General features: G+C 70.2%; 20 protein-coding genes and 1 tRNA gene. 17 read left to right on the forward strand and 4 right to left on the reverse strand.

Annotated features, from left to right (window positions below; all coding sequences use genetic code 11):
* Positions 1-3: 3 nt before the first annotated feature.
* Positions 4-76: transfer RNA gene (locus AB0N03_RS03960), tRNA-Thr, on the reverse strand.
* A gap of 170 nt (positions 77-246) precedes the next feature.
* Here AB0N03_RS03960 and AB0N03_RS03965 point away from each other — a divergent pair.
* From AB0N03_RS03965 to AB0N03_RS03990, 6 genes are all read left to right on the forward strand, one after another.
* Complete coding sequence (locus AB0N03_RS03965) at positions 247-1758, forward strand: threonine/serine exporter family protein (RefSeq protein ID WP_364364960.1); 1512 nt, start codon at positions 247-249, stop codon at positions 1756-1758.
* Positions 1759-1903: 145 nt separating this feature from the next.
* A complete protein-coding gene (locus AB0N03_RS03970) occupies positions 1904-3343 on the forward strand; it encodes a trehalose-6-phosphate synthase (RefSeq protein ID WP_364364963.1) in 1440 nt (479 codons plus the stop codon).
* A 37-nt stretch (positions 3344-3380) separates the two neighbouring features.
* On the forward strand, positions 3381-5915 hold the full coding sequence (otsB, locus tag AB0N03_RS03975; RefSeq protein WP_364364966.1) for a trehalose-phosphatase: 2535 nt from the start codon (positions 3381-3383) through the stop codon (positions 5913-5915).
* An 85-nt stretch (positions 5916-6000) separates the two neighbouring features.
* Positions 6001-6528 (forward strand): hypothetical protein, encoded by a 528-nt coding sequence (locus AB0N03_RS03980; RefSeq protein WP_364364969.1) that lies wholly within the window; start codon positions 6001-6003, stop codon positions 6526-6528.
* A 113-nt stretch (positions 6529-6641) separates the two neighbouring features.
* Complete coding sequence (locus AB0N03_RS03985) at positions 6642-7208, forward strand: helix-turn-helix domain-containing protein (RefSeq protein ID WP_364364971.1); 567 nt, start codon at positions 6642-6644, stop codon at positions 7206-7208.
* A gap of 49 nt (positions 7209-7257) precedes the next feature.
* Positions 7258-8517, forward strand: coding sequence for a prolyl oligopeptidase family serine peptidase (locus tag AB0N03_RS03990; RefSeq protein ID WP_364365363.1), 1260 nt, complete (start codon positions 7258-7260; stop codon positions 8515-8517).
* Here the strand turns inward: AB0N03_RS03990 and AB0N03_RS03995 are convergent.
* Positions 8514-9107: a C39 family peptidase gene (locus AB0N03_RS03995; RefSeq protein WP_364364974.1), complete on the reverse strand. Its 594-nt coding sequence runs from the start codon at positions 9105-9107 to the stop codon at positions 8514-8516. The genes AB0N03_RS03990 and AB0N03_RS03995 overlap by 4 nt on opposite strands.
* A 156-nt stretch (positions 9108-9263) precedes the next feature.
* Here AB0N03_RS03995 and AB0N03_RS04000 point away from each other — a divergent pair, with 156 nt between their 5' ends.
* Together AB0N03_RS04000 and AB0N03_RS04005 are read left to right on the forward strand one after the other, a co-directional pair.
* A complete protein-coding gene (locus tag AB0N03_RS04000) occupies positions 9264-9857 on the forward strand; it encodes a sigma-70 family RNA polymerase sigma factor (RefSeq protein WP_364364977.1) in 594 nt (197 codons plus the stop codon).
* Positions 9850-10977, forward strand: coding sequence for a hypothetical protein (locus tag AB0N03_RS04005; RefSeq protein WP_364364980.1), 1128 nt, complete (start codon positions 9850-9852; stop codon positions 10975-10977). Before AB0N03_RS04000 ends, AB0N03_RS04005 begins: the two co-directional genes overlap by 8 nt.
* Here AB0N03_RS04005 and radA read toward each other — a convergent pair whose 3' ends face one another.
* Both radA and AB0N03_RS04015 read right to left on the reverse strand, forming a co-directional pair.
* Positions 10978-12336 (reverse strand): DNA repair protein RadA, encoded by a 1359-nt coding sequence (gene radA, locus AB0N03_RS04010; RefSeq protein ID WP_364364983.1) that lies wholly within the window; start codon positions 12334-12336, stop codon positions 10978-10980.
* Between the two features lie 39 nt (positions 12337-12375).
* Positions 12376-13071: a hypothetical protein gene (locus AB0N03_RS04015; RefSeq protein WP_364364985.1), complete on the reverse strand. Its 696-nt coding sequence runs from the start codon at positions 13069-13071 to the stop codon at positions 12376-12378.
* 275 nt (positions 13072-13346) lie between these two features.
* On the opposite strand from AB0N03_RS04015, the gene AB0N03_RS04020 reads away from it, so the two are divergent.
* The 9 genes from AB0N03_RS04020 (at position 13347) to AB0N03_RS04060 (ending at position 20541) form a co-directional block, all read left to right on the forward strand.
* The gene (locus tag AB0N03_RS04020; protein ID WP_004559016.1) at positions 13347-13838 is read left to right on the forward strand and encodes a CarD family transcriptional regulator; all 492 of its coding nucleotides are present in this window, start codon (positions 13347-13349) and stop codon (positions 13836-13838) included.
* Positions 13839-13982: 144 nt separating this feature from the next.
* Entirely contained in the window at positions 13983-14597 is a 615-nt protein-coding gene (locus AB0N03_RS04025; RefSeq protein WP_364364988.1) for a 2-C-methyl-D-erythritol 4-phosphate cytidylyltransferase, read from the forward strand.
* Positions 14594-15067 carry a 2-C-methyl-D-erythritol 2,4-cyclodiphosphate synthase gene (gene ispF, locus AB0N03_RS04030; RefSeq protein WP_364364991.1) on the forward strand — a complete coding sequence of 158 codons (474 nt, stop codon included), beginning with the start codon at positions 14594-14596 and terminating at the stop codon, positions 15065-15067. Before AB0N03_RS04025 ends, ispF begins: the two co-directional genes overlap by 4 nt.
* 62 nt (positions 15068-15129) lie before the next feature.
* On the forward strand, positions 15130-15525 hold the full coding sequence (locus AB0N03_RS04035) for a PPOX class F420-dependent oxidoreductase (RefSeq protein ID WP_364364993.1): 396 nt from the start codon (positions 15130-15132) through the stop codon (positions 15523-15525).
* Between the two features lie 10 nt (positions 15526-15535).
* Positions 15536-15931 (forward strand): PPOX class F420-dependent oxidoreductase, encoded by a 396-nt coding sequence (locus tag AB0N03_RS04040; RefSeq protein ID WP_364364996.1) that lies wholly within the window; start codon positions 15536-15538, stop codon positions 15929-15931.
* 22 nt (positions 15932-15953) lie between these two features.
* Entirely contained in the window at positions 15954-16640 is a 687-nt protein-coding gene (locus AB0N03_RS04045) for an HAD family hydrolase (RefSeq protein WP_364364999.1), read from the forward strand.
* Between the two features lie 40 nt (positions 16641-16680).
* Positions 16681-18069 (forward strand): cysteine--tRNA ligase, encoded by a 1389-nt coding sequence (gene cysS / locus AB0N03_RS04050; RefSeq protein ID WP_364365002.1) that lies wholly within the window; start codon positions 16681-16683, stop codon positions 18067-18069.
* Between the two features lie 28 nt (positions 18070-18097).
* Positions 18098-19054, forward strand: coding sequence for a 23S rRNA (guanosine(2251)-2'-O)-methyltransferase RlmB (gene rlmB, locus AB0N03_RS04055; protein WP_364365005.1), 957 nt, complete (start codon positions 18098-18100; stop codon positions 19052-19054).
* A gap of 53 nt (positions 19055-19107) precedes the next feature.
* Entirely contained in the window at positions 19108-20541 is a 1434-nt protein-coding gene (locus AB0N03_RS04060; protein WP_364365008.1) for an MBOAT family protein, read from the forward strand.
* Positions 20542-20552 lie beyond the last annotated feature (11 nt).

Raw genomic sequence — 20552 nt, forward strand, 5'->3', positions numbered from 1 at the left:
CGGAGCCGCCAAGGGGGCTCGAACCCCTGACCTTCTGTTTACAAGACAGATGCTCTACCAGCTGAGCTATAGCGGCCTGACGCCCAAGGCGCCGCACCGAGTATATCGGGCCCTCGTCATGATCCTCTCAAGAGGCACGATCCCCAGCTCCAGGCCACTATGGAGCAACGTGGTGCACGCCACTGCAACGGTGGACACACCCGCGTCGATGGTCCGGGCAGAGAGAGTAGAGCGAGGAGGTGGATCTTGCAGATCAACGAGCGCACCAACGGGGGCACCACGACCAGATGGCCCCTCCTCGAACCTCCGGAACAACGTCCCGAACAACGCCCCCGGGCCCACCGCCCCAACCTCCTCAAGCGCCGCCCCTGGCACGTCCTCGAGGCACCCACCGGCGAGTTCCCCGCCGTCGACGCCGAGGAGGCCATGGGGCCTCAGCTGCCCGATGAGGCCACCGTCAACTTCGTGCTCGACCTCTCGCTGCGCATCGGCGAGGTGCAGATGTCCAGCGGCGCCGGCGCCTCGGACGTCACCGCGACGATCATCGCCATCGCCGGCGCGCTCGGGTTGCCGCACTGCGAGGTCGATGTCATCTTCACCTCGATCACCGTCACCTGTCACCGGGGCAGCGACCTCTCGCCCGTCACCGCGCTGCGCGTCGTGCGGAGCCGGAGTCTCGACTACACCCGGCTGACCGAGACCGAGAAGCTCATCCGGCAGATCGTCCGCGGCAACGTCGGCGCCGAGCAGGCGCAGACCGAGCTCGAACGGATCACGCAGGCGCCGCACCCCTACCCGCGCTGGGTCGCGACGCTGTCCTGGGGCGGGGTCGCCGCCTTCATCACCCTCCTGCTCGGGGGCGGTCCCGACGTCGCGCTCGTCGCCTTCGTCATCAGTGGCGTCATCGACCGGATCGGGCGGCTCGTCAACCGGTACGGCCTGCCCTTCTTCTTCCAGCAGGTCATCGGCGGGGCGGTCGCGACGCTGTCGGCGATGGCCATCGTGAGCAGCAACCTCCTGACCACCGACAAACCGACGCTCGTCGTCGCCGCCGCGGTCACCGTGCTGCTGTCCGGGCTCTCCACCGTCTCCGCGGTCCAGGACGCCATCACCGGCTACAACGTCACCGCCGCCGGCCGGACCATGGAGACCGCGCTGATGTCGGCCGGTCTGATCGCCGGGGTCGTGCTCGCCCTGCGGATCGCCGTCATGCTCGGCCTGCCGCGGACGCCGTTGCCCGAGGTCAGCGGGTCGACGCCGCAGCAGCTGCCGCTCGTCGTGCTCGGCGGGGCCGGTGCCGCCGCCTGCTTCGCGCTCGCCAGCTACTCCAAGATGCGGGCCATGCTGGTCGCCGCGGCCGCCGGCGCGATCGGCGCCGCCGTCTACGGCTCGCTCATGCTGGCGCAGCTCGACGGCGTCAGCTCGTCCGCCATCGCCGCGACGCTCGTCGGTTTCTGCGGTGGCGTGCTCGCCCGGCGGCTCGGGGTTACTCCACTGGTGGTCGCCGTGTCCGGGATCACTCCGCTGCTTCCGGGCCTCTCGACCTACCGTGGTCTGTATCAGATCGGGGTCGAGCCCAGCGGGAACATCTCGACGCTCATGACGGCCGTCGCGATCGGGCTTGCGCTGGCAGCGGGCGTGGTACTCGGCGAATGGCTCGCCCAGCCGGTACGGACCGGCCTGGGCAGGCTCGAGCGGCGGTTCGCCGGACCACGCATGGCTGGTCCGCTCGAAGCGGCCGATCGACGCTTGGAGTAACCCGATGGTCACCGACTGTTCATCGCTCACGCGATAGGGTTTCACTCTGGGGCCGTGTCGTTCGGGGCCTAACCCCGAACCCCAGCCGGGGGCAAGCCCCCTGGACCCCCAAAGCCGGGGTCCCAGGACGCGAGGAGCAGCAGACGTGACTGAACAGGAGAACGGGAACCAGGCCGATTTCGTCGTGGTGGCGAACCGGCTACCGGTCGACCTCGAACGCAGCACCGACGGCGAACGCCGCTGGACGGCCAGCCCGGGTGGGCTCGTCTCCGCGCTGGAGCCGTTCCTGCGATCGAGGAAGGGCGCCTGGGTCGGCTGGCCGGGCATCCCGGACGTCGACGTGGACGAGTTCGACGACGACGGCCTGGTGCTCCACCCCGTCTCACTGAGCGCCGACGAGGTCCGCGACTACTACGAGGGCTTCTCCAACGCCACGCTCTGGCCGCTCTACCACGACGTCGTCGAGCGCCCGGTGTTCGACCGGGTGTGGTGGAACAGCTACGTCAAGGTGAACCAGCGGTTCGCGAAGGCCAGCGCCGAGGTCGCCGCCCAGGGCGCGACCGTCTGGATCCAGGACTACCAGCTCCAGCTGGTGCCGGCGATGCTGCGCGAGTTGAGACCGGACCTGCGCATCGGCTTCTTCCTGCACATCCCCTTCCCGCCGGTCGAGCTGTTCATGCAGATGCCGTGGCGCGCCGCGATCATCCGCGGCCTCACCGGCGCCGACCTCGTCGGCTTCCACCGCCCCGGCGGGGCGCAGAACTTCCTCTGGCTGTGCCGCCAGCTGATCGGCCTCGAGTCGACGCGCGGCGCGGTCGGTGTCCGGTCGCGGCCGGGCACCATGCAGGTCGGCGACCGGACCGTCCGGGTCGGCGCCTTCCCCATCTCCATCGACGCCGCCGGGCTCGACACGCTCGCCCGCACCAAGGGCGTCCAGGAGCGGGCCGCGCAGCTGCGGCGTGACCTCGGCAACCCCAAGACGGTCCTGCTGGGCGTCGACCGCCTCGACTACACCAAGGGCATCGACCTGCGGCTGCAGGCGCTGCACGAGCTGCTGCACGAAGGCAGGCTGCAGCCGGACGACGTCACGTTCGTCCAGCTCGCCACGCCCAGCCGCGAGCGCGTCGAGCACTACCAGCGGATGCGCGGCGAGATCGAGCAGATGGTCGGCCGGATCAACGGCGAGTTCTCCCGCGTCGGCCACCCGGTCGTCCACTACCTGCACCAATCGGTCGACCGCACCGAGCTGGCCGCCTTCTTCACCGCGGCGGACGTCATGGTCGTGACGCCCCTGCGTGACGGCATGAACCTCGTCTGCAAGGAGTACGTCGCCGCCCGGCACGACCTGGGGGGCGCGCTGGTGCTGTCCGAGTTCGCCGGCGCGGCCGCCGAGCTCTCTAGCGCATTCCTCGTCAACCCCCACGACCTGGACGGGGTTAAGGACGCTTTAGTAGCTGCCATTACGCTCGACCCGGCCGAGGGCCGTCGCCGGATGCGCGCCATGCGTCGCCAGGTCCTCACACATGACGTCGATCGATGGGCGCGCTCTTTCCTGCAGGCTTTGGGTGCGGAGGCGGTCGACTGACATAGTCCCCGACCCATGCACGAGCTCCTGAGGAGGAGTGTTGACTGCCGAGGCCCTGCCCGCCGAGTTGCGGCGCGCGATCGTCCAGATCGCCCGTACTCCGCGTCTGCTGGTTGCCTGCGACTACGACGGCACGCTGGCACCCATCACGCTCAACCCGGACGAGGCACGCCCTCTGCCCGAGTCCGTCGGGGCCCTCAGATCGCTCGCTGGTCTGCACGAGACCACCACGGCGGTCATTTCCGGCCGCGCCCTGCGTGACCTCGCGACGCTCTCGCGGCTGCCGTCGGAGGTGAACCTCGTCGGCAGCCACGGCTCGGAGTTCGACATCGGCTTCATCCACGCCCTCGACGAGAAGGCGCGGGAGCTGCACCGGCGGCTGGAGGCCGAGCTCGAACAACTCGTGCTGGACGTCCCGGGCGTGTCCCTGGAGGTCAAGCCGGCCAGCATCGCGGTGCACGTGCGCCGGGCCGAGCACGAGGCCGGGCGCCGCGTGCTCGCGGCCGTCCACTCCGGACCGTCCACATGGGACGGCGTGTCGACCACCGACGGCAAGGAGGTGGTCGAGCTCGCGGTCGTCCAGACGGACAAGGGACGCGCGCTCGACATCCTGCGCCACCAGGTCGGCGCCACCGCCGCGATCTTCCTCGGCGACGACGTCACCGACGAGAAGGCCTTCGCCCGGCTCTCCGGACCGGACCTGGGCATCAAGGTCGGCGACGGCGAGACGCTCGCCGGGTTCCGCGTGCCCGACACCGTCGACGTCGCGCTGGTCCTCGGCTTCCTGCTGGAGGAGCGGCGCAACTGGCTCTACGGCGAGTCGGCGCCGCCCATCGAGCGGCTGTCGATGCTGGCCAACGAGCGCTCGGTCGCGCTCGTGACCCCGGACGCCAAGCTGACCTGGCTCTGCCACCCCGGCCCCGACGCGCCCGCGGTGTTCGCGGACCTGCTCGGCGGCGAGGGCGCCGGCCACTTCTCCATCAAGCCGCACCGCAACGGCCTCCCGCTCGGCCAGCGCTACCTGCCGAACACGATGACGGTCGAGACGCGCTGGTCGCGCCTGCTCGTCACCGACTACCTCGAGCCGGAGAGCCCGCAGCACCGGACGGACCTGGTCCGCGTCATCTCCGGCGAGGCGGTGGCGAGCGTCAAGTTCGCGCCGCGTCCCGAGTTCGGCGGCGTGCCGGTGAAGCTGGAGATCGCCGAAGGCGGCCTGCGGGTGCTCGGCACGTCGGAGCCGTTCGTGCTCTATTCGCCGGGCGTCGAGTGGACCCTCACCTCCGACGGCCTGCACGACACGGCCACCGCGCTGGTGCAGCCGACGCCGACCCGGCCGGTCGTGCTGGAGCTGCGCTGCGGCACCACGGACCTCGGCGACCACGAACTGTCCGAAGTGGAACGCCGCGACCGCGCGGGCCGCTACTGGAGCGAGTGGACGTCGAAGCTGCAGCTGCCGAAGGTGCAGACCGACCTGGTGCTGCGCTCGGCGCTGACCCTGCGCGGCCTGGTCAACACCGACACCGGCGGCGTGCTCGCGGCGGCGACGTCGTCGCTGCCGGAGGAGATCGGCGGCGTCCGCAACTGGGACTACCGCTACTGCTGGATCCGCGACGCCGCGATGACCGTGCGGGAGCTCGCGCACCTGGGCTCGATCGAGGAGGCCGAGGGCTATCTCAAGTGGCTGCACGGCGTGCTCGCGACGCTGGCCGGCCCCGAGCGGCTCCACCCCCTGTACACGCTCGCGGGCGGCGTCATCGGCGCCGAAGCCGTGATCGAGTCGCTGCCCGGTTACGCCGGTTCTCGCCCGGTTCGCGTCGGTAACCTGGCGAACCACCAGGTGCAGCTGGACGTCTTCGGCCCGGTCGTCGAGCTCGTCGGCACGCTGGCCGCGGCGCGCGGCGACCTGCGCGACGAGGACTGGCAGATGGTCCGCGCCATGGCGGAAGCCGTGACGCGGCGCTGGAGCGAGCCGGACCACGGGATCTGGGAGGAACGGCACGTGCCGCGCCACCGGGTCTACTCCCGCGTCATGTGCTGGGTGACCATCGACCGCGCGATCAAGCTCGGCGAGCTGTACGGCCGGGGCGTCCCGGGCGCGTGGCCGACCCTGCGCGACGACATCAAGAACGACGTCCTCGAGCACGGCTGGAACGACGAGGTCCAGGCGTTCACCACGGCCTACGACGGCACGGACCTCGACGCGGCGTCGCTGTTCGTCGGGCTCACCGGCCTGATCGACCCGGCCGACGAGCGCTTCCAGCAGACGGTGACCGCGATCGAGGCGGAGCTGCGCAGTGGGTCCACTGTGTACCGTTACCGCCGCGACGACGGCCTGCCGGGCGGCGAGGGCGGCTTCCACATCTGCGCGGCGTGGCTGATCGAGGCGTACCTGCTCACCGGGCGCCGCACCGAGGCGCAGGAGCTGTTCGACCAGATCGTCGCGGCCGCCGGCCCGACGGGTCTGCTGCCCGAGCAGTACGACCCCATCGCCGAACGGTCCCTCGGCAACCACCCGCAGGCCTATTCGCACATCGGGCTCATCAGGTGCGCCAACTTGCTGGCGGCCGGCTAGCCCTTTCGGTCCGAACTGCCGTCAAGGCCACCTTGTGGGCGTCAGACGCCCGTAAGGTGGCCTTGACGGCATTCGGAGGTGGTGGATGCAAGGGACTTTCGGACAGGTCGAGTTCGTTCCGCTGCCACCCCGGTTCGCCGAGCGGGTGCGCTGGGGCTCGGTGGTCGTCGGGTGCTCGATGATCGCCGGGATGGTGCTGCTGTTCGGGCTCACGACGTTCCTGCAGGGCATCGTCCACGGCCACGCGTTCCCGGACGCGCTGGTCGGCAAGGCCGCGGCGGTGCTGCCCCCGCTGGGCGTGCTGGCGATCTCCGTGCTGGTGCTTTCGTCCCGCCGCTGCCTGCGCGGCGACTACCTGGTGGTCGCGATCGCCGCGTCGGCCCGCAACGCGCTCGTGTTCACGTACGTGCTGACGCTCGTGCTGATTCTCGGGTCGTTCGCGGTGCCGATCGTGTTCCGGGTGTGGCGCGACAGCTCGCAGTACCAGGCGCCGGACGTGCTCACGACGTTCTCGACGCTCGCCTTCGCCACCATGGGTTTCCTGGCGGGGATGTTCTACGTGCGGCCGTCGATGCAGACGCTCCGGAAGTTCAGCGACCACCCGATTTGGTGAGCCGCCCGACGGCTTGACCGTCCACAGTGGAGCAGACCTGCCCCTGACCCTCGCCTGGCCCGACATGCATAAATTTCTTTGCACAACTTTCTTTGCACGGCTACAGTGGCGTCATGACCAGCGCTCCACCACCGGAAGAGCTCAACCCGGACGCCCTCAAGGCCGTCACGCACCCGCTGCGCCGCCGGATACTCGGCGTGTTGTCGGCCGGGCCGGCGACAGCCACGAAGCTCGCCCAAGCCCTGGGCGAGAACAGCGGCGCGACCAGCTACCACCTGCGGGAGCTGGCGCGCTTCGGGTTCGTCGAGGACGTCCCGGAGCTCGCGCGGGGCAAGGAACGGTGGTGGCGGACGCGGCCGAAGGACATCCGCTGGCCGCGCCGCAGCGAGCAGAGCGCCGAATCCCGGGTGCTGTTCGACGACATGCAGCGCCAGGGGTTCGAGGAAGACCTCGAAAAGCTCAACCGGTTCGCGGAAAAGCGCGACGAGCTGCCCGGCGATTGGCCGGACGCGCTGCTCTACGCGCGCGGCGGCACCTGGCTCACCGCCGAGGAGCTGCACGCCTTCTGGAACGACTACATGGAGCTGTTCCGCCGGTACTGGCGAGCCGAGGACGACCGGTCACCGGAAGCGCGGCGCGTGCTCGTGCGCCTGCTCGCGTTCCCGGAACCAGGGGAATGACCATGACAGGGGAATCCACATGCGAAGAGGGGCTCTACTACTGGCCGGGGTGATCCTGGCGGTCACGGCGGGGGCGCCACCGGCATCGGCGGCGGACAGCTCGGACGTGACGTTCACGAACGGCGGGGTGACGTTGCACGGCACCGCCGTCGCACCACCCGGCGGCACGAAGCTGCCGGGCCTGGTGATGGTCGACGGCTCGGGGGCACACAGCCGGGACGACCACCGGTTCGAAGCGGAAGCCTTTGCGCGGCAAGGCATCGCGACACTCATCTACGACAAGCGCACCGAAGGCTACTCACAGTTCTCACGGTCGTACTCGACGCTGGCGGACGACGCTCTCGCCGCTGTCGAGGCGTTGCGGAAGCGGCCGGACGTCGATCCGGCGCGGGTCGGCGTCTGGGGGTTGAGCGAAGGAGGCTGGGTCGCGCCGCTGGCGGCTTCCCGTTCCGCTCACATCGCATTCGTCGTGACACTGGGGGCGAACGGCGTCGAACCGTCGCGGCAACAGGCGTGGGCGATCGAAAACCAGTTGCGACAGCTGGGAATGGACGGCTCGATGGTGCGGATGGCGTCGTCGACGATGATGCGCCAGCTCGTCGGCGGCGGCGTGTTCCCGGAGGCGCACTACGACCCGGTGCCGGTGCTGAAGAGCCTGCGTCAACCGGTACTCGGGTTGTGGGGCGCGAAGGACGTCCTGACGCCGCCGGGTGAAGCCATCCGGATCTTCCAGGAATCGTTGACGCACTACACGTTGCGCGTCTTCCCGGACGCGCAGCACCAGCTGCGACGCACGACGGACGGCTACGACAAGCTGCCCGGCTACGCACCCGGCTATCTGGAACTGGTGGGCACGTGGGTGCACGACTTGCCCGCCGCGTCTTCCGCCGGCGCGCCGCCTGCACAGGACCGGCCGAGCACCACGGTCACGCCGTTGAGCTGGTACGAGTCGACCTGGCTACAGCTCGCGGTGCTGGTTTTCCTGTTGGCGGCGTTCAGCTTCGGGCTGGGCCGCGGCGCGGCACGCCCGGCACGCTGGCTGGCGGCGACCGGCCTGCTCACGGTCCTCGGCTTCCTGGGCGTGGACGTGCTGATCCAGACGACCATGGGCAAGGGCCTGGGCCCGGTGCTCGCGGAACGGCCACTGGCATGGCTGGCGTTGCAGCTGCTGTCCCTGGGCGCGGTGGCCGCCGCCATCGGCACGGCAGTGGCGTGGTGGCGGCACCGCACCCCGCGGCTCGGCGTACTGCTGGCCGGCGGCGTGGTGTTCGTCCCCTGGGCGATCTACTGGGGACTGCTGGCGATCTAGGCGGAGTAGCCCTTCGGCGGGATCAGCGTCGCGAGCTGGTCGAAGCTGAGCCAGTAGAGCTGGTTCCCGCCGAAGCCGGCCGGGTCGGCGATCTTGACGGTCCGGTCGGAGCTGTCGTACCCGATGACGGTGAAGTAGTGGTAGATCGTGTAGTTCGGGTAGCCCGGCGGGTGGTTGTTCGCGGGGGCGACAATGTTGGCGACGATCGCGTAGCCGTTGTTGATGTCGAGCACGATGTCGTTCCACAGCAGGTCACGCTGGGCCTGCGTCGGCGGGTCGTTCGGCATCTCCTTGGTTTCGTACCAGGAGGTGCCGAGGTCGGCGTTGAGGACGCCGGTGACCTGCCCGACCCAGTCGGTGCCGTTGGTGGTGGTGCCGAGCTGAGCCGCGAGAGTGGCTTGGCTCGGCACGTTCCCGGTCCGCGCGGACAGGGCGATGCGGGTCGCGGCGGGCCCGCACCAGTAGCCGGTCTCCTGGACTTGGTACTGGACGTTGAGCACGGCTTCGGTGGTGGCGCTCGCGACGGCGGGCAGCCCGACGAGCCCCATGGCGGCGACGAGCGTGACAAACCCCAAGCGGAATCTGCGCATGACGATCCTTCCCCAGTTGTGACGTCGGTTGGCCAACGCCTCACCGAGGGATGATCCCGGCAGAGTCCGACTGCGTCTCTGGCCCCACCCTGAATGGATCACGACAAAGGTAGGTTCGCCCGTGAACGCTCGCAGGCGCTGCGGGCAACTGGGGGCATGCAGGTGATCCACGAGGGGTCGGAGATCTGGGGGCACGACCGCCCGGACCTGGGCGGAGCCGAGCCCGGGCCGGCGTTCGGGCGGCTCTTCGACGCCCATGCCGCGGCGTTGCGCCGGTACCTGGCGCGGCGGGTCGGCACCGAACCGGCGAACGACCTCGTCGCCGAGACCTTCCTCGTCGCGCTTCGGCGCCGCGAGAGCTACCGGCCGGAGCTGGGCACCGCGCGGTCGTGGCTCTACGGCATCGCGACCAACCTGCTGCGCCACCACATCCGGTCCGAAGTGCGCGGCCTGCAGGCCACCGCGCGGCTCGCCCGCACCCACGACACCAGCCACGCGGGCCACGACGGCCGCGTCGCCGAGCAGGTCGACGCCCAGGTCCGCGCCGCGCAGCTCGCTGGTGCGCTGGCCAACCTCAACCCCGCCGATCGCGACACGCTGCTGCTCGTGTCGTGGGCGGGGCTGGAACCGGCCGAGGTCGCGGAGGCGCTCGGCATCCCGCCGGGTACCGTCCGGTCCCGGCTGCACCGGATCAGACGCTGGCTCAGGACGAACGCCCCGGCTCAGGAGGAGGTGCAGGACCTTGCGTGAAGACAACGTCCGGAAGATCTGGTCCGAAGCCGAACTCGACGCGGCGCTGTCGGACCTGCACGGCGACGTCGACGAGGACGGTGGGCTGGCCTTCGCCCGCGCGTCCCTCATGGCCGCGGCCGGCTCGGCCGAGGCACCGCCGGCCGCTCCCCGCCGCGGGACCTGGCGGTGGATCGCGGTGGCCGCGGCCGTCGTCACGCTGGTGGGCGGGCTGGCGGTCGTGACGTCGCTGCGGCCGCCGGCCCCGGAGCCGGTCCGGCCCGCGGCGACCCTCGCCGACCTCGACCGCCCGCTCGAACCCGGCGAGTTCCACTACGCGCAGAAGCTCCAATGGCTGCGGGAGAACCTCGAGGGCCACCCGGCCGACATCCAGCAGAAGGTCGAGCTGTGGATCCCGGCCGATCCCACCGGCATCTGGCACCGGCGCACGAAGTGGACCGGCGCCGTGAAGGGGTTGTCGTCCGACGAACAGAAGAAGCTCCACGTGAGCCAGGCGCCCTTCGACGAGTACGGCCGGGGCGGCTGGTTCCCCGGGCCTCCGAACGTGGGCGGGACGAAACAGCCGACCTGGAACACGCCGTTCCAGAACTGGCTGACGCCGGACGCGGCCTTCATCGCCTCGCTCACCGCCGACCGGGCGAAGCTGGGCAAGCGCCTGAACTTCGACACCATCAGCTTCCACGACAACGGGAAGGCGCACACCGCCACGGAGGCGCTCAGCATGGTGCGAAGGGCGCTGGAGACGGGCCTGGTCCGGAAGGACATCCGGTTCGGGCTGCGCGACGCGTTCGCCGAGATCACCGGCGCGTTCGTGGTACCCGGGCAGACCTCGGACGGCCGGCCCGCCACGGTCCTCGGCGCGAAGGACACGGGTCAGCGAGTGTTCCTCGACCCGGCAACGGCGCAGCTGCTGGCCTGGGACGCCAACTCCGGGTCCACCCCGGTGCCCACCCGCAGCAGTGAGGTGGCCATGAGCACGAGCAGGAATCCGCCCGTTTCGAGCAGCGTCTCGGGTCCGCCGTCCACGCCGACCACCACGCCCGACGCCCCGTTTCCACCCCCGTCCGCGCATGACCCGGAGACGGTGTACTCCTTCGCGATCACCCGGGTTTCCGGGTGATCAGCGGGCGTGACCGGCCGCGTTCAGCGCGTCCGCGACGTTCGCGACCTCCAAGACCCGGATCCCCGCCGGCGGCTTCCCGGAGTCGGGGGGCACCAGCGCGTGCGTGAACCCCAGCCGGGCCGCCTCCGCCAGGCGGCGGCTCACGCTCGGCACCCGCCGGATCTCGCCGGCCAGCCCCACCTCGCCCACCGACACCAGCCGCGGTGACAACGCGACGTCTTCGAACGACGACGTCAGGGCGAGCACCAGCGCCAGGTCGATCCCCGGCTCGGTGATCTTCATGCCGCCGACCGTGGCCGTGTAGACGTCCTTGTCGCCGAGCTTCAGGCCGCCGCGCTTCTCCAGCACCGCCAGGACCATCGCCACCCGCGCGGAGTCGAGGCCGCTGACCGCGCGGCGCGGCTGCGGTGCCGACGTCGACGAGACCAGCGCCTGGACCTCGCCCAGCAGCGGCCGCTTGCCTTCCATCGACACCGTGATCGCCGTGCCCGGCACCGGCTCCGCCGTGTGGCTGATGAACAGCCCGGACGGGTCCGGCACCCCGACGATGCCTTCTTCCTGCAGCTCGAAGCAGCCGATTTCGTCGGAAGCGCCGAACCGGTTCTTGATGCCGCGCAGCATCCGCAGCGTGGAGTGCTTGTCGCCCTCGAACTGCAGCACCACGTCGACCAGGTGCTCCAGCACGCGCGGGCCGGCCACCGAACCGTCCTTCGTGACGTGGCCCACCAGCACCACCGGCAGCCCGCGCTCCTTGGCCAGCGCGACCAGCCCGGACGTCACCGCGCGGACCTGCGTCACCCCACCGGGTGAGCCCTCGACCTGCGGGGACGCCATGGTCTGCACCGAGTCGACGATCAGCATTCCCGGCTTGACGTCGTCGACGTGCCCGAGGATGGCGGCGAGGTCGCTCTCGGCGGCCAGGTACATGAGGTCGTGGACGTTGCCCGTGCGTTCGGCGCGCAACCGGACCTGGCCCGCGGACTCTTCGCCCGTGACGTACAGGGACCGGCCGACCGTCTTCGCCCATTGGTACGCGACTTCGAGCAGCAGAGTCGACTTGCCGACGCCCGGCTCACCCGCGAGCAGCACCACGGCGCCGGGCACCAGGCCACCGCCCAGCACCCGATCGAGCTCCGAGACCCCGGTGCGGCGAGCCCGCGCGGCTTCGACGTCGACCTCGCCGATCGGCCGGGCGGGCGCGCTCGGCGCCCCGGCGGCGACGCGCTGGATGGCCGGCCTGGTCGGAGCCCCGCGTTCCTCGAGGGTGCCCCACTCCTGGCACTCCGGACACCGGCCCAGCCACTTGGCCGCTTCGTACCCGCAGCTCGCGCAGCGGTAGGTGGTCCCCTTCTTCACCCCGCGAGGCTATCGGCGACCACCGACAAAATCGGGGACCTAGTCCCTGACGTGCGCCGGAGCCGCGACGGGCAGCTCGACGGTGACCGGGCCGGCGTTCTGGAAGACGAACGTCACCTTGATGGTCTGCCCCGGCCACAGCGCCTGCTTCAGCGCGCCCAGCTTCACCGTGGCCTTGCCCACGACCTCGGGCGCGGTCGGCGTCGCGGCCGGGCCGGACGACGGCGCCTCGGAGGTCGACGACGCGGTCCGGCTGCCCGGGGTGTTCGTCTCCGAGCCGGTGGCGGTCGAGCTCGTGCCGGTCGACGACGGGGCCGTCGACGACGAGCCCGGCGCGCTCGGCGGTGTGGTCTGCACCTCGTTGGTGGACTCGACGGCGTCGTCCGGGCCGATCACCAGGGAGTGCCCGGCGACGATGGTCTTCGAGCCGCCGAGGGCCGCCTGGGTGCCGTCCGCGGCCGTCACCGAAACGAGCGAGTCGTCCTGGGCGCCCTGGTTCACGACCGTCAGCACCAGCGCCGGGGTCGCGCCGGCCGGGTAGCCGGGGCCCGAAGTCGGGTACTGCACCGCGACGTCGCGCAGGACAATCGTCTTGACCTGGGCATACGTGCCGTTGACCGCGGGCTGCTGCGAGGCGGTCTGGGTGATCTGGCCGGCCCCGCACCCGGCGAGCGCGAGCGCGGCACCGAGCGCCAGCACGCCCGCGCCGAGCACGCGACGATTCTGCAGCCTCACGTCGCAGTCCTTCCCTTTTCACGGCCTCGTCCCCGCGAAGACTAGCCGGGCGCGATCTCCCGCACCGAACCGGTCCGCGTTGCGCTCAAGATCAACCGTCCACAAAGGATTTCCTTTTGCCCGGCGGAACCCGTCCCGGTCACCTGCATGAGCATGGGGGTCGGACGTTTGTCAACCCCCGCTCAGGCCGCTGACCTGCGAGGACGAGTCCGGCCCGCTAGGTGGGCACCGGCGGACCGTGATAGGATGGGGTCAGCGAAAGGGGCAGAGGACACATGGTTTTCAAGGTCGGAGAGACCGTCGTCTACCCGCACCACGGTGCCGCACTCATCGAAGCCATCGAGACCCGCGTGATCAAGGGCGAGGAAAAGAAGTACCTCGTCCTCAAGGTCGCGCAAGGGGATCTCACGGTTCGCGTGCCCGCTGACAACGCCGAGATCGTAGGCGTACGCGATGTCGTCGGGCAAGAGGGACTGGACAAGGTCTTCGATGTGCTGCGTGCTCCCCACACCGAGGAACCAACCAACTGGTCTCGTCGGTACAAGGCCAACCTCGAGAAGCTCGCCTCCGGCGATGTGAACAAGGTGGCCGAAGTGGTGCGCGACCTCTGGCGGCGAGAGAAGGACCGCGGACTTTCAGCCGGCGAGAAGCGCATGCTGGCGAAGGCGCGGCAAATTCTGGTCAGCGAGCTCGCGCTCGCGGAGGGCACCGACGAGGACAAGGCTGAAGTCCTCCTCGACGAAGTTCTGGAAACCGCGACGGTCTGAGAATCTTATTCTGGTTAGGACGGCGCCACGGACCGCAGGTGGCCTGCTTGCGGTGACTTTGCGACGGCCGACAGCTGAATAAGGTTCTCCAGCCCAGGGCATCCTGCCCGACGGGCGGGTGGGTGCCTCTACGATCGCGAACCGATGAACGTCATCGTGATCGTGACCGTCGCACATCATGCCTCCGACGGAGAGCTCGCTCTCACGCCGGTCCATGGTGAGGCGCTACTCACGCACACCGTGCGGGGGCTGCTCGGCGTACCGGAGATCGATCTGGTGCTCGTGGCGGCCCCCCAGCGGTGTGCGCAGTCGTTTTCGGAGGCCCTCCGCGGCCTCCCGTGCCGGGTCGTCCCCGGTTCGCTCCGGCAGGCGTTCGCCGCCGTCGAGCCCGATCTTCCCCGTGACACAGTTGTACTCCTTCACGACGCTCTGCGAGCCTTCATTCCTGCGGCGACCGTGCGTGATGTCCTCAAAGCCGTCGGTGACGCTCCGGTCGTCGTGCCGGTGCTGCCGATGGCGGACACGGTGAAGGTGACCGAGGCTTCGCTCATCGTCGGCACGGAGGACCGGTCGCGGCTGCGCACGGCCCAGACCCCGATCGGCTACACGCTCGCGGCCTTCCGGTCGGCCGAACCCTGGGACACCACCGGCGCGGCGACGGTGCCCGGGCACCCGGACGCGATGCGCGTCACGACGGATTTCGAACTTTCCCTGGCCGAGGCGATCGCGGCGGCACCGAAGAACGAGGAGACGCTGTGAGGATCGGCAACGGGGTCGACGTCCACCCGGTCGAAGCGGGCCGCGAGTGCTGGATGGCGGGCCTGTTGTGGCCGGGTGTGGACGGTTGCGCGGGCCACTCGGACGGCGACGTGGCCGCGCATGCGTTGTGCGACGCGCTGCTGTCGGCGGCGGGCTTGGGCGACGTGGGCGCGGTGTTCGGCACGGGCGACCCCCGGATGGACGGCGCCCACGGGGCGGACATGCTCGTGGAGGTCCGCGGGTTGATCTCGGCGGCGGGCTGGCGGGTGGGGAACGCGTCGGTCCAGATCGTGGGCAACGCACCGCGGGTCGGGAAGCGGCGTGAAGAGGCGCAGAAGGTGCTGTCGGAGGCGGTGGGCGGCCCGGTGAGCGTGTCGGGCACGACGTCGGACGGCTTGGGGCTGACCGGCCGCGGCGAGGGGATCGCGGCCTTCGCGACGGCGCTGCTGCTGGCTCGCCAAACGTCTTGAATGACTCATCAAGACACTCGGGCGGCCGGAATAGGCACCCGCCGGCGCCCGTTCGGCGTGATATGGCCCTCACCCTCTCGGACGATGTCCGCGCGCTGATCGACGGGAAGAACTTCGCCACCGTCGCCACGATCGACCCCGACGGCGGGCCGCAGACCTCCGTCATCTGGGTCGGTCTCGACGACGGCGATCTCGTCTTCAGCGCGACCGAGGACCGCCGGAAGGTCCGCAACCTGCGGCGCGACCCCCGCCTCAGCGTCTCCATCACCGACGCCGAGAACCCGTACCGGCACACGCAGCTGCGCGGCCGGGTCACCATCACCCCCGACCCGGGCAAGGCCCTCCCGAAAACCCTCAGCCAGAAGTACCTCGCCCAGGACCCGCCGCCGGAGGGCCCGGAGACCGAACGCGTGATCGTCCGCCTGGAAGTCGAGAAGATCGCCGGGAACGTGAAATAGGGTCCAGACCATGGGTGTGACATTCAACGAGGCCACCAAGGCCCTCCTCGACGGCCGCAACTACCCGGTCGTCGCCACCACCAACGCCGACGGCTCGCCGCAGAGCTCCGTCGTCTGGGCGCGCCGCGACGGCGACACCGTGGTCTTCGTCACCGTCCAGGGGCGGCGCAAGGAGCGCAACATCCGGCGCGATCCTCGCGTCTCCCTTTCCGTCTTCGACCTGGCCGACCCGGAGAACTACGTCGAAATCCGCGGCCGCGCCGAAGTCACCGTCGAGGGTGGCCGCGAGCTGAACGACGAGCTGGCCCGCAAGTACATCGGCACGGAGTTCCCGCCCGAGCCGCCGGAGGTCGTGCGCGTGCTCGTCCGCGTTGTTCCCGAACACATCACCGGGCATTCGGCCTGACGATCCCGTTAGGCTGAATCCCATGACGATCAGGGCGGTGTTGTTCGACTTCTCCGGCACGCTCTTCCGGCTCGAGCAGGACGAGTCGTGGCTCGCCGAACTGACCGACCACGAGGGCTCGCCGCTCGACATCGAGGCCCAGGCCGAGCTGATGCGCCGGATGACCGCGCCGGTCGGCCAGGTCGTCGAGCTGGACGCCGAGCACGTGCACGCCTGGCACAACCGCGACCGCGATCCCGGGCTGCACCGGAAGGTCTACCTCGAGGTGCTCAAGAAGTCCGGCGTCCCGCACGCCGGCCAGGCCCGGGCGCTCTACGACCGGCTCATCGATCCCAGCCAGTGGACGCCGTACCCGGACACCGAAGCCGCGCTGAAGGCCGCCGCCGAGCGGGGGCTCAAGGTGGGCGTGCTGAGCAACATCGCCTTCGACATCCGGCCGGCCTTCACCGCTCGCGGGTGGGACGCCTACGTCGACGAGTTCGTGCTGTCCTTCGAGGTCGGCGCCATCAAGCCGGAGCTGGAGATCTTCCGCAAGGCCGTGCAGTCGCTCGGCGTCCCGGCCACCGAGACGCTGATGGTCGGCGACAGCGAGGAGGCCGACGGCGGCGCCCGCGCGCTCGGCTGCGAGTTCGCGCTGGTCGACCCGCTGCCGACCGCCGAACGGCCGGACGCCCTGCTGACGGCGCTGCGCACACACGGCGTCGGCTAGGGGCTGCGACCTCGCTCACGCCACCCCGTACCCTTTCAGGGTGGCCCTACACCTTTTCGACACAGCGACCCGGAGCGTGCGGGAGTTCCACCCCGTCCGTAGCGGAACGGCGTCGATCTACGTGTGTGGTGCCACCGTGCAGGGCGTTCCGCACATCGGGCACGTCCGCGGCGTCCTGAACTACGACGTCCTGCGCCGCTGGCTCGTCCACAGTGGACTGGACGTGCTGCTGGTCCGCAACGTCACCGACATCGACGACAAGATCCTCACCAAGGCCGCCGAAGCCGGCCGGCCCTGGTGGGAGTGGGGCGCGACGCACGAGCGCGCCTTCGAGGAGGCGTACGAGCAGCTCGGCTGCCTGCCGCCGTCGGTCAACCCGCGCGCGACCGGGCACGTCACCCAGATGGTCGAGCTGATGGAGCGCCTCATCGAGGCGGGCCACGGCTACGTCGCGGACGGCGACGTCTACTTCTCGGTCAAGTCGTTCGAGGAGTACGGCAAGCTGTCCGGCCAGGTCCTCGAAGACGTCCAGCAGGGCGAGACGCCGACCCGCGGCAAGCGCGACCCGCGCGACTTCACGATGTGGAAGAGCGCGAAGCCGGGCGAGCCGTCGTGGCCGACGCCGTGGGGCCCCGGCCGGCCGGGCTGGCACCTGGAGTGCTCGGCGATGGCGACGTCGTACCTCGGCGCGGAGTTCGACATCCACGGCGGCGGCATCGACCTGGTCTTCCCGCACCACGAAAACGAGCGCGCCCAGTCGAACGCGGCGGGCGACGCCTTCGCGCGGTTCTGGCTGCACAACGCCTGGGTGACCATGTCGGGCGAGAAGATGTCGAAGTCGCTCGGCAACACCGTGTCGATCCCGTCGATGCTGGAGCGCTACCGGGCGCCGGAGCTGCGCTACTACCTGGTGCAGCCGCACTACCGCTCGACGATCGAGTACTCCGACGGCGCGCTGTCCGAAGCCGCGCAGGGCTACCGGCGGATCGAGACGTTCCTGCGTCGCGCCGCGCAGTCCGGCGAAGTGGCGATCGGCACGATCCCGGAAGCGTTCGCGAACGCGCTCGACGACGATCTGGCCACCCCGCAGGCGTTCGCCGTGGTCCACACCACGGTGCGGGACGGTAACGCCGCGCTCGACGCGGGCGACACCTCCAAGGCACTCGAATTCGCCGCGGCCGTCCGCGCGATGACCGACGTGCTGGGCCTCGACCCGCTGTCCGCGCGCTGGTCGGAGGCGGGCGGTTCCGAAACGCCCACCAAGGAGGCGCTGGGCTTCCTCGTCGACAGTCTGCTGGCCGAGCGCCAGCAGGCCCGCGCCGAGAAGGACTTCGCCCGCGCGGACGCCGCCCGTGACCGCCTCCAGCAGGCGGGCATCGTGGTGGAGGACACCCCCAACGGTCCTCAGTGGACAGTCAAGTCCGACTGATCCCGTTACACAGCAAGGAACTTTTACCATGGCAGGCAACTCGCGGCGCCAGGGCGCGATCCGCAAGACGGGCACCAAGAAGGGTGCCGTCGTCGGCTCGGGCGGTCAGCGCCGCAAGGCCCTCGAAGGCAAGGGGCCGACCCCGAAGGCGGAGGACCGTCCCGGGCACAAGGCCTACCGCTCGAACAACGCCGCGACCAAGCGCGACCAGGCCCGGCAGAAGAAGGCCGACAAGCCGGAGCTGATCGCCGGGCGCAACCCGGTGGTCGAGGCGCTGCGCGCGGACGTCCCCGCGACCGCGCTGTACGTCGCGCTGAACATCGAGATCGACGATCGCGTGAACGACGCCGTCCGGCTGGCCGGCGACAAGGGCATCTCGATCCTGGAGATCCCGCGCGAGGAGCTGGACCGCAAGACGAACCGGGCCGTGCACCAGGGCCTCGGCTTGCAGGTTCCGCCGTTCGAGTACGCCCACCCGGACGACCTGATGGCCGCGGCCCGCAACTCGGGCGAGATACCGCTGTTCGTCGCCCTCGACGGCGTCACCGACCCGCGAAACCTGGGCGCGGTGATCCGCTCGGCGGCCGCGTTCGGCGCCCACGGCGTGTTGCTGCCGGAGCGGCGCAGCGCGGGCATGACGGCGGTCGCGTGGCGCACGAGCGCCGGCACGGCGGCGAAGCTGCCGATCGCGGTGGCGACCAACCTGACCCGCCAGCTCAAGGCGTGGGCGAACGACGGCCTGATGCTGGTCGGCCTGGACGCCGACGGTTCGGTGGACATCGACGAGCTCGCGCTGGCGGCGGACCCGCTGGTGATCGTGCTGGGCTCGGAGGGCCGCGGTCTGTCGCGCCTGGTGCGCGAGACGTGCGACGCGACGGTGTCGATCCCGATGGCGGCAGGCGTGGAATCGCTCAACGCGTCGGTGGCGGCGGGTGTGCTGCTGGCCGAGGTGGCGCGGCGTCGTCGTCTCGCCGGTCGGGTCTGACCCGACCACCCGGTCGGGTTAAGGTCACCGTCGGATAAACCCGAGGGGACCCGATGTCGTTCGTTTCGCCACTGTTCCTGTGGTACTTCATGCCGGCGGTGCTCGTGGCCGTGCTGGTGTGCCCGCGGAACTGGCGCAACGGCATCGTCGCGGCCGGCAGCCTGCTGTTCTACACGATCGGCGCCGGGCCGTTCGTGTTCCTGCTGCTCGGCTGCATGGTCGTCAACTTCCTGGCCGGCCCGCTGCTGGCGCCGAACCCGTTCGACCTGAACAGCGGACGGCGGCGCAAGATCCTCATCGCGGTGGTGTCGCTCGACGTCACGGTGCTGGTGATCTGGAAGTACGCCGGGTTCGCGACGCAGCAGATCGCCGCCGTCGCGCACTGGTTCGGCGGCAGCGTGCCGGTGGCGAGCCTGGTCGTGCCGATCGGTATCTCGTTCTACACGTTCCACCACATTTCGTACGTGGTCGACATCTACCGCGGCGAGCGGCAGGCGCTGCGGAACCCGGTGTCGTTCGCCGCGTACATCGCGATGTTCCCGCAGCTGGTGGCGGGCCCGATCGTGCGCTACCGCGAGATCGCCGACCAGCTGCCGCAGCTGCGTTCCCACCGGCTCGACGACATCGCGGCCGGCTTCCCCCGGTTCGCGCTCGGGCTGTGCAAGAAGACGATCATCGCCGACTCGTTGAGCCCCCTGGTCGAGGCGTGCTTCAAGGTGCCACCGGACCAGATGACGTTCGCGACGGCGTGGCTCGGCGCGATCGGCTACACGCTCCAGCTGTTCTTCGACTTCTCGGGTTATTCGGACATGGCGATCGGTCTCGGCCGCATGCTGGGCTTCCGCCTGCCGGAGAACTTCGCGCGGCCGTATTCGTCGGTGACGATCACGGAGTTCTGGCGCCGCTGGCACATGAGCCTGTCCCGCTGGTTCCGCGACTACGTGTACATCCCCCTGGGCGGCAACCGGAACGGGGCGGCGCACACCTACCGCAACCTGTGCATCGTGTTCGTGCTGACGGGCTTCTGGCACGGCGCGCAGTGGACGTTCCTGGTGTGGGGCTGCTACCACGGAGCGCTGCTGGTGATCGAGCGCCGCTTCGGCCTCGACCTGGACCCGGCCGGACGCTGGCAGCGTTACGGACGTCGCGCCCTGACGATGCTCCTGGTGGTGTTCGGCTGGGTGTTCTTCCGGTCGGCCGACCTGGGCCACGCGCTGTCGATGATCGGCCACATGCTGATCCCGGACTTCGACGGCCTGGGCGCGGGCGTCGAGGAGGCGTTCACGAACCAGAGGCTGGTGCTGCTGCTGGCAGCGTTGGCGGTGTTCCTGCTTCCGGCGCACCCGGTGACGGGGCCGCTGCTGGAGTCGTCCCGAAGCCGCCCGGCGAACGCGTTGCGCATCGGCGTGATGACGGTAGGGCTGGTGTACGCGGCGATCCTGATCGCGACGGGAACGTTCAGCCCGTTCTTGTACTACCAGTTCTGAGTGGGAGCCCC

Origin of the sequence: Amycolatopsis sp. NPDC051061 (genome assembly GCF_040682935.1) — a bacterium.
Lineage (GTDB): Bacteria > Actinomycetota > Actinomycetes > Mycobacteriales > Pseudonocardiaceae > Amycolatopsis.

Coding starts and splice junctions, on each gene's coding strand:
- rlmB (WP_364365005.1), top strand. CDS start 18,098: ATGGCAGGCAACTCGCGGCGCCAGGGCGCGATCCGCAAGACGGGCACC.
- AB0N03_RS04025 (WP_364364988.1), top strand. CDS start 13,983: ATGAACGTCATCGTGATCGTGACCGTCGCACATCATGCCTCCGACGGA.
- AB0N03_RS04035 (WP_364364993.1), top strand. CDS start 15,130: ATGGCCCTCACCCTCTCGGACGATGTCCGCGCGCTGATCGACGGGAAG.
- AB0N03_RS03980 (WP_364364969.1), top strand. CDS start 6,001: ATGCAAGGGACTTTCGGACAGGTCGAGTTCGTTCCGCTGCCACCCCGG.
- AB0N03_RS04045 (WP_364364999.1), top strand. CDS start 15,954: ATGACGATCAGGGCGGTGTTGTTCGACTTCTCCGGCACGCTCTTCCGG.
- AB0N03_RS04020 (WP_004559016.1), top strand. CDS start 13,347: ATGGTTTTCAAGGTCGGAGAGACCGTCGTCTACCCGCACCACGGTGCC.
- AB0N03_RS03985 (WP_364364971.1), top strand. CDS start 6,642: ATGACCAGCGCTCCACCACCGGAAGAGCTCAACCCGGACGCCCTCAAG.
- AB0N03_RS04000 (WP_364364977.1), top strand. CDS start 9,264: ATGCAGGTGATCCACGAGGGGTCGGAGATCTGGGGGCACGACCGCCCG.
- AB0N03_RS04060 (WP_364365008.1), top strand. CDS start 19,108: ATGTCGTTCGTTTCGCCACTGTTCCTGTGGTACTTCATGCCGGCGGTG.
- AB0N03_RS04040 (WP_364364996.1), top strand. CDS start 15,536: ATGGGTGTGACATTCAACGAGGCCACCAAGGCCCTCCTCGACGGCCGC.
- AB0N03_RS03995 (WP_364364974.1), bottom strand. CDS start 9,107: ATGCGCAGATTCCGCTTGGGGTTTGTCACGCTCGTCGCCGCCATGGGG.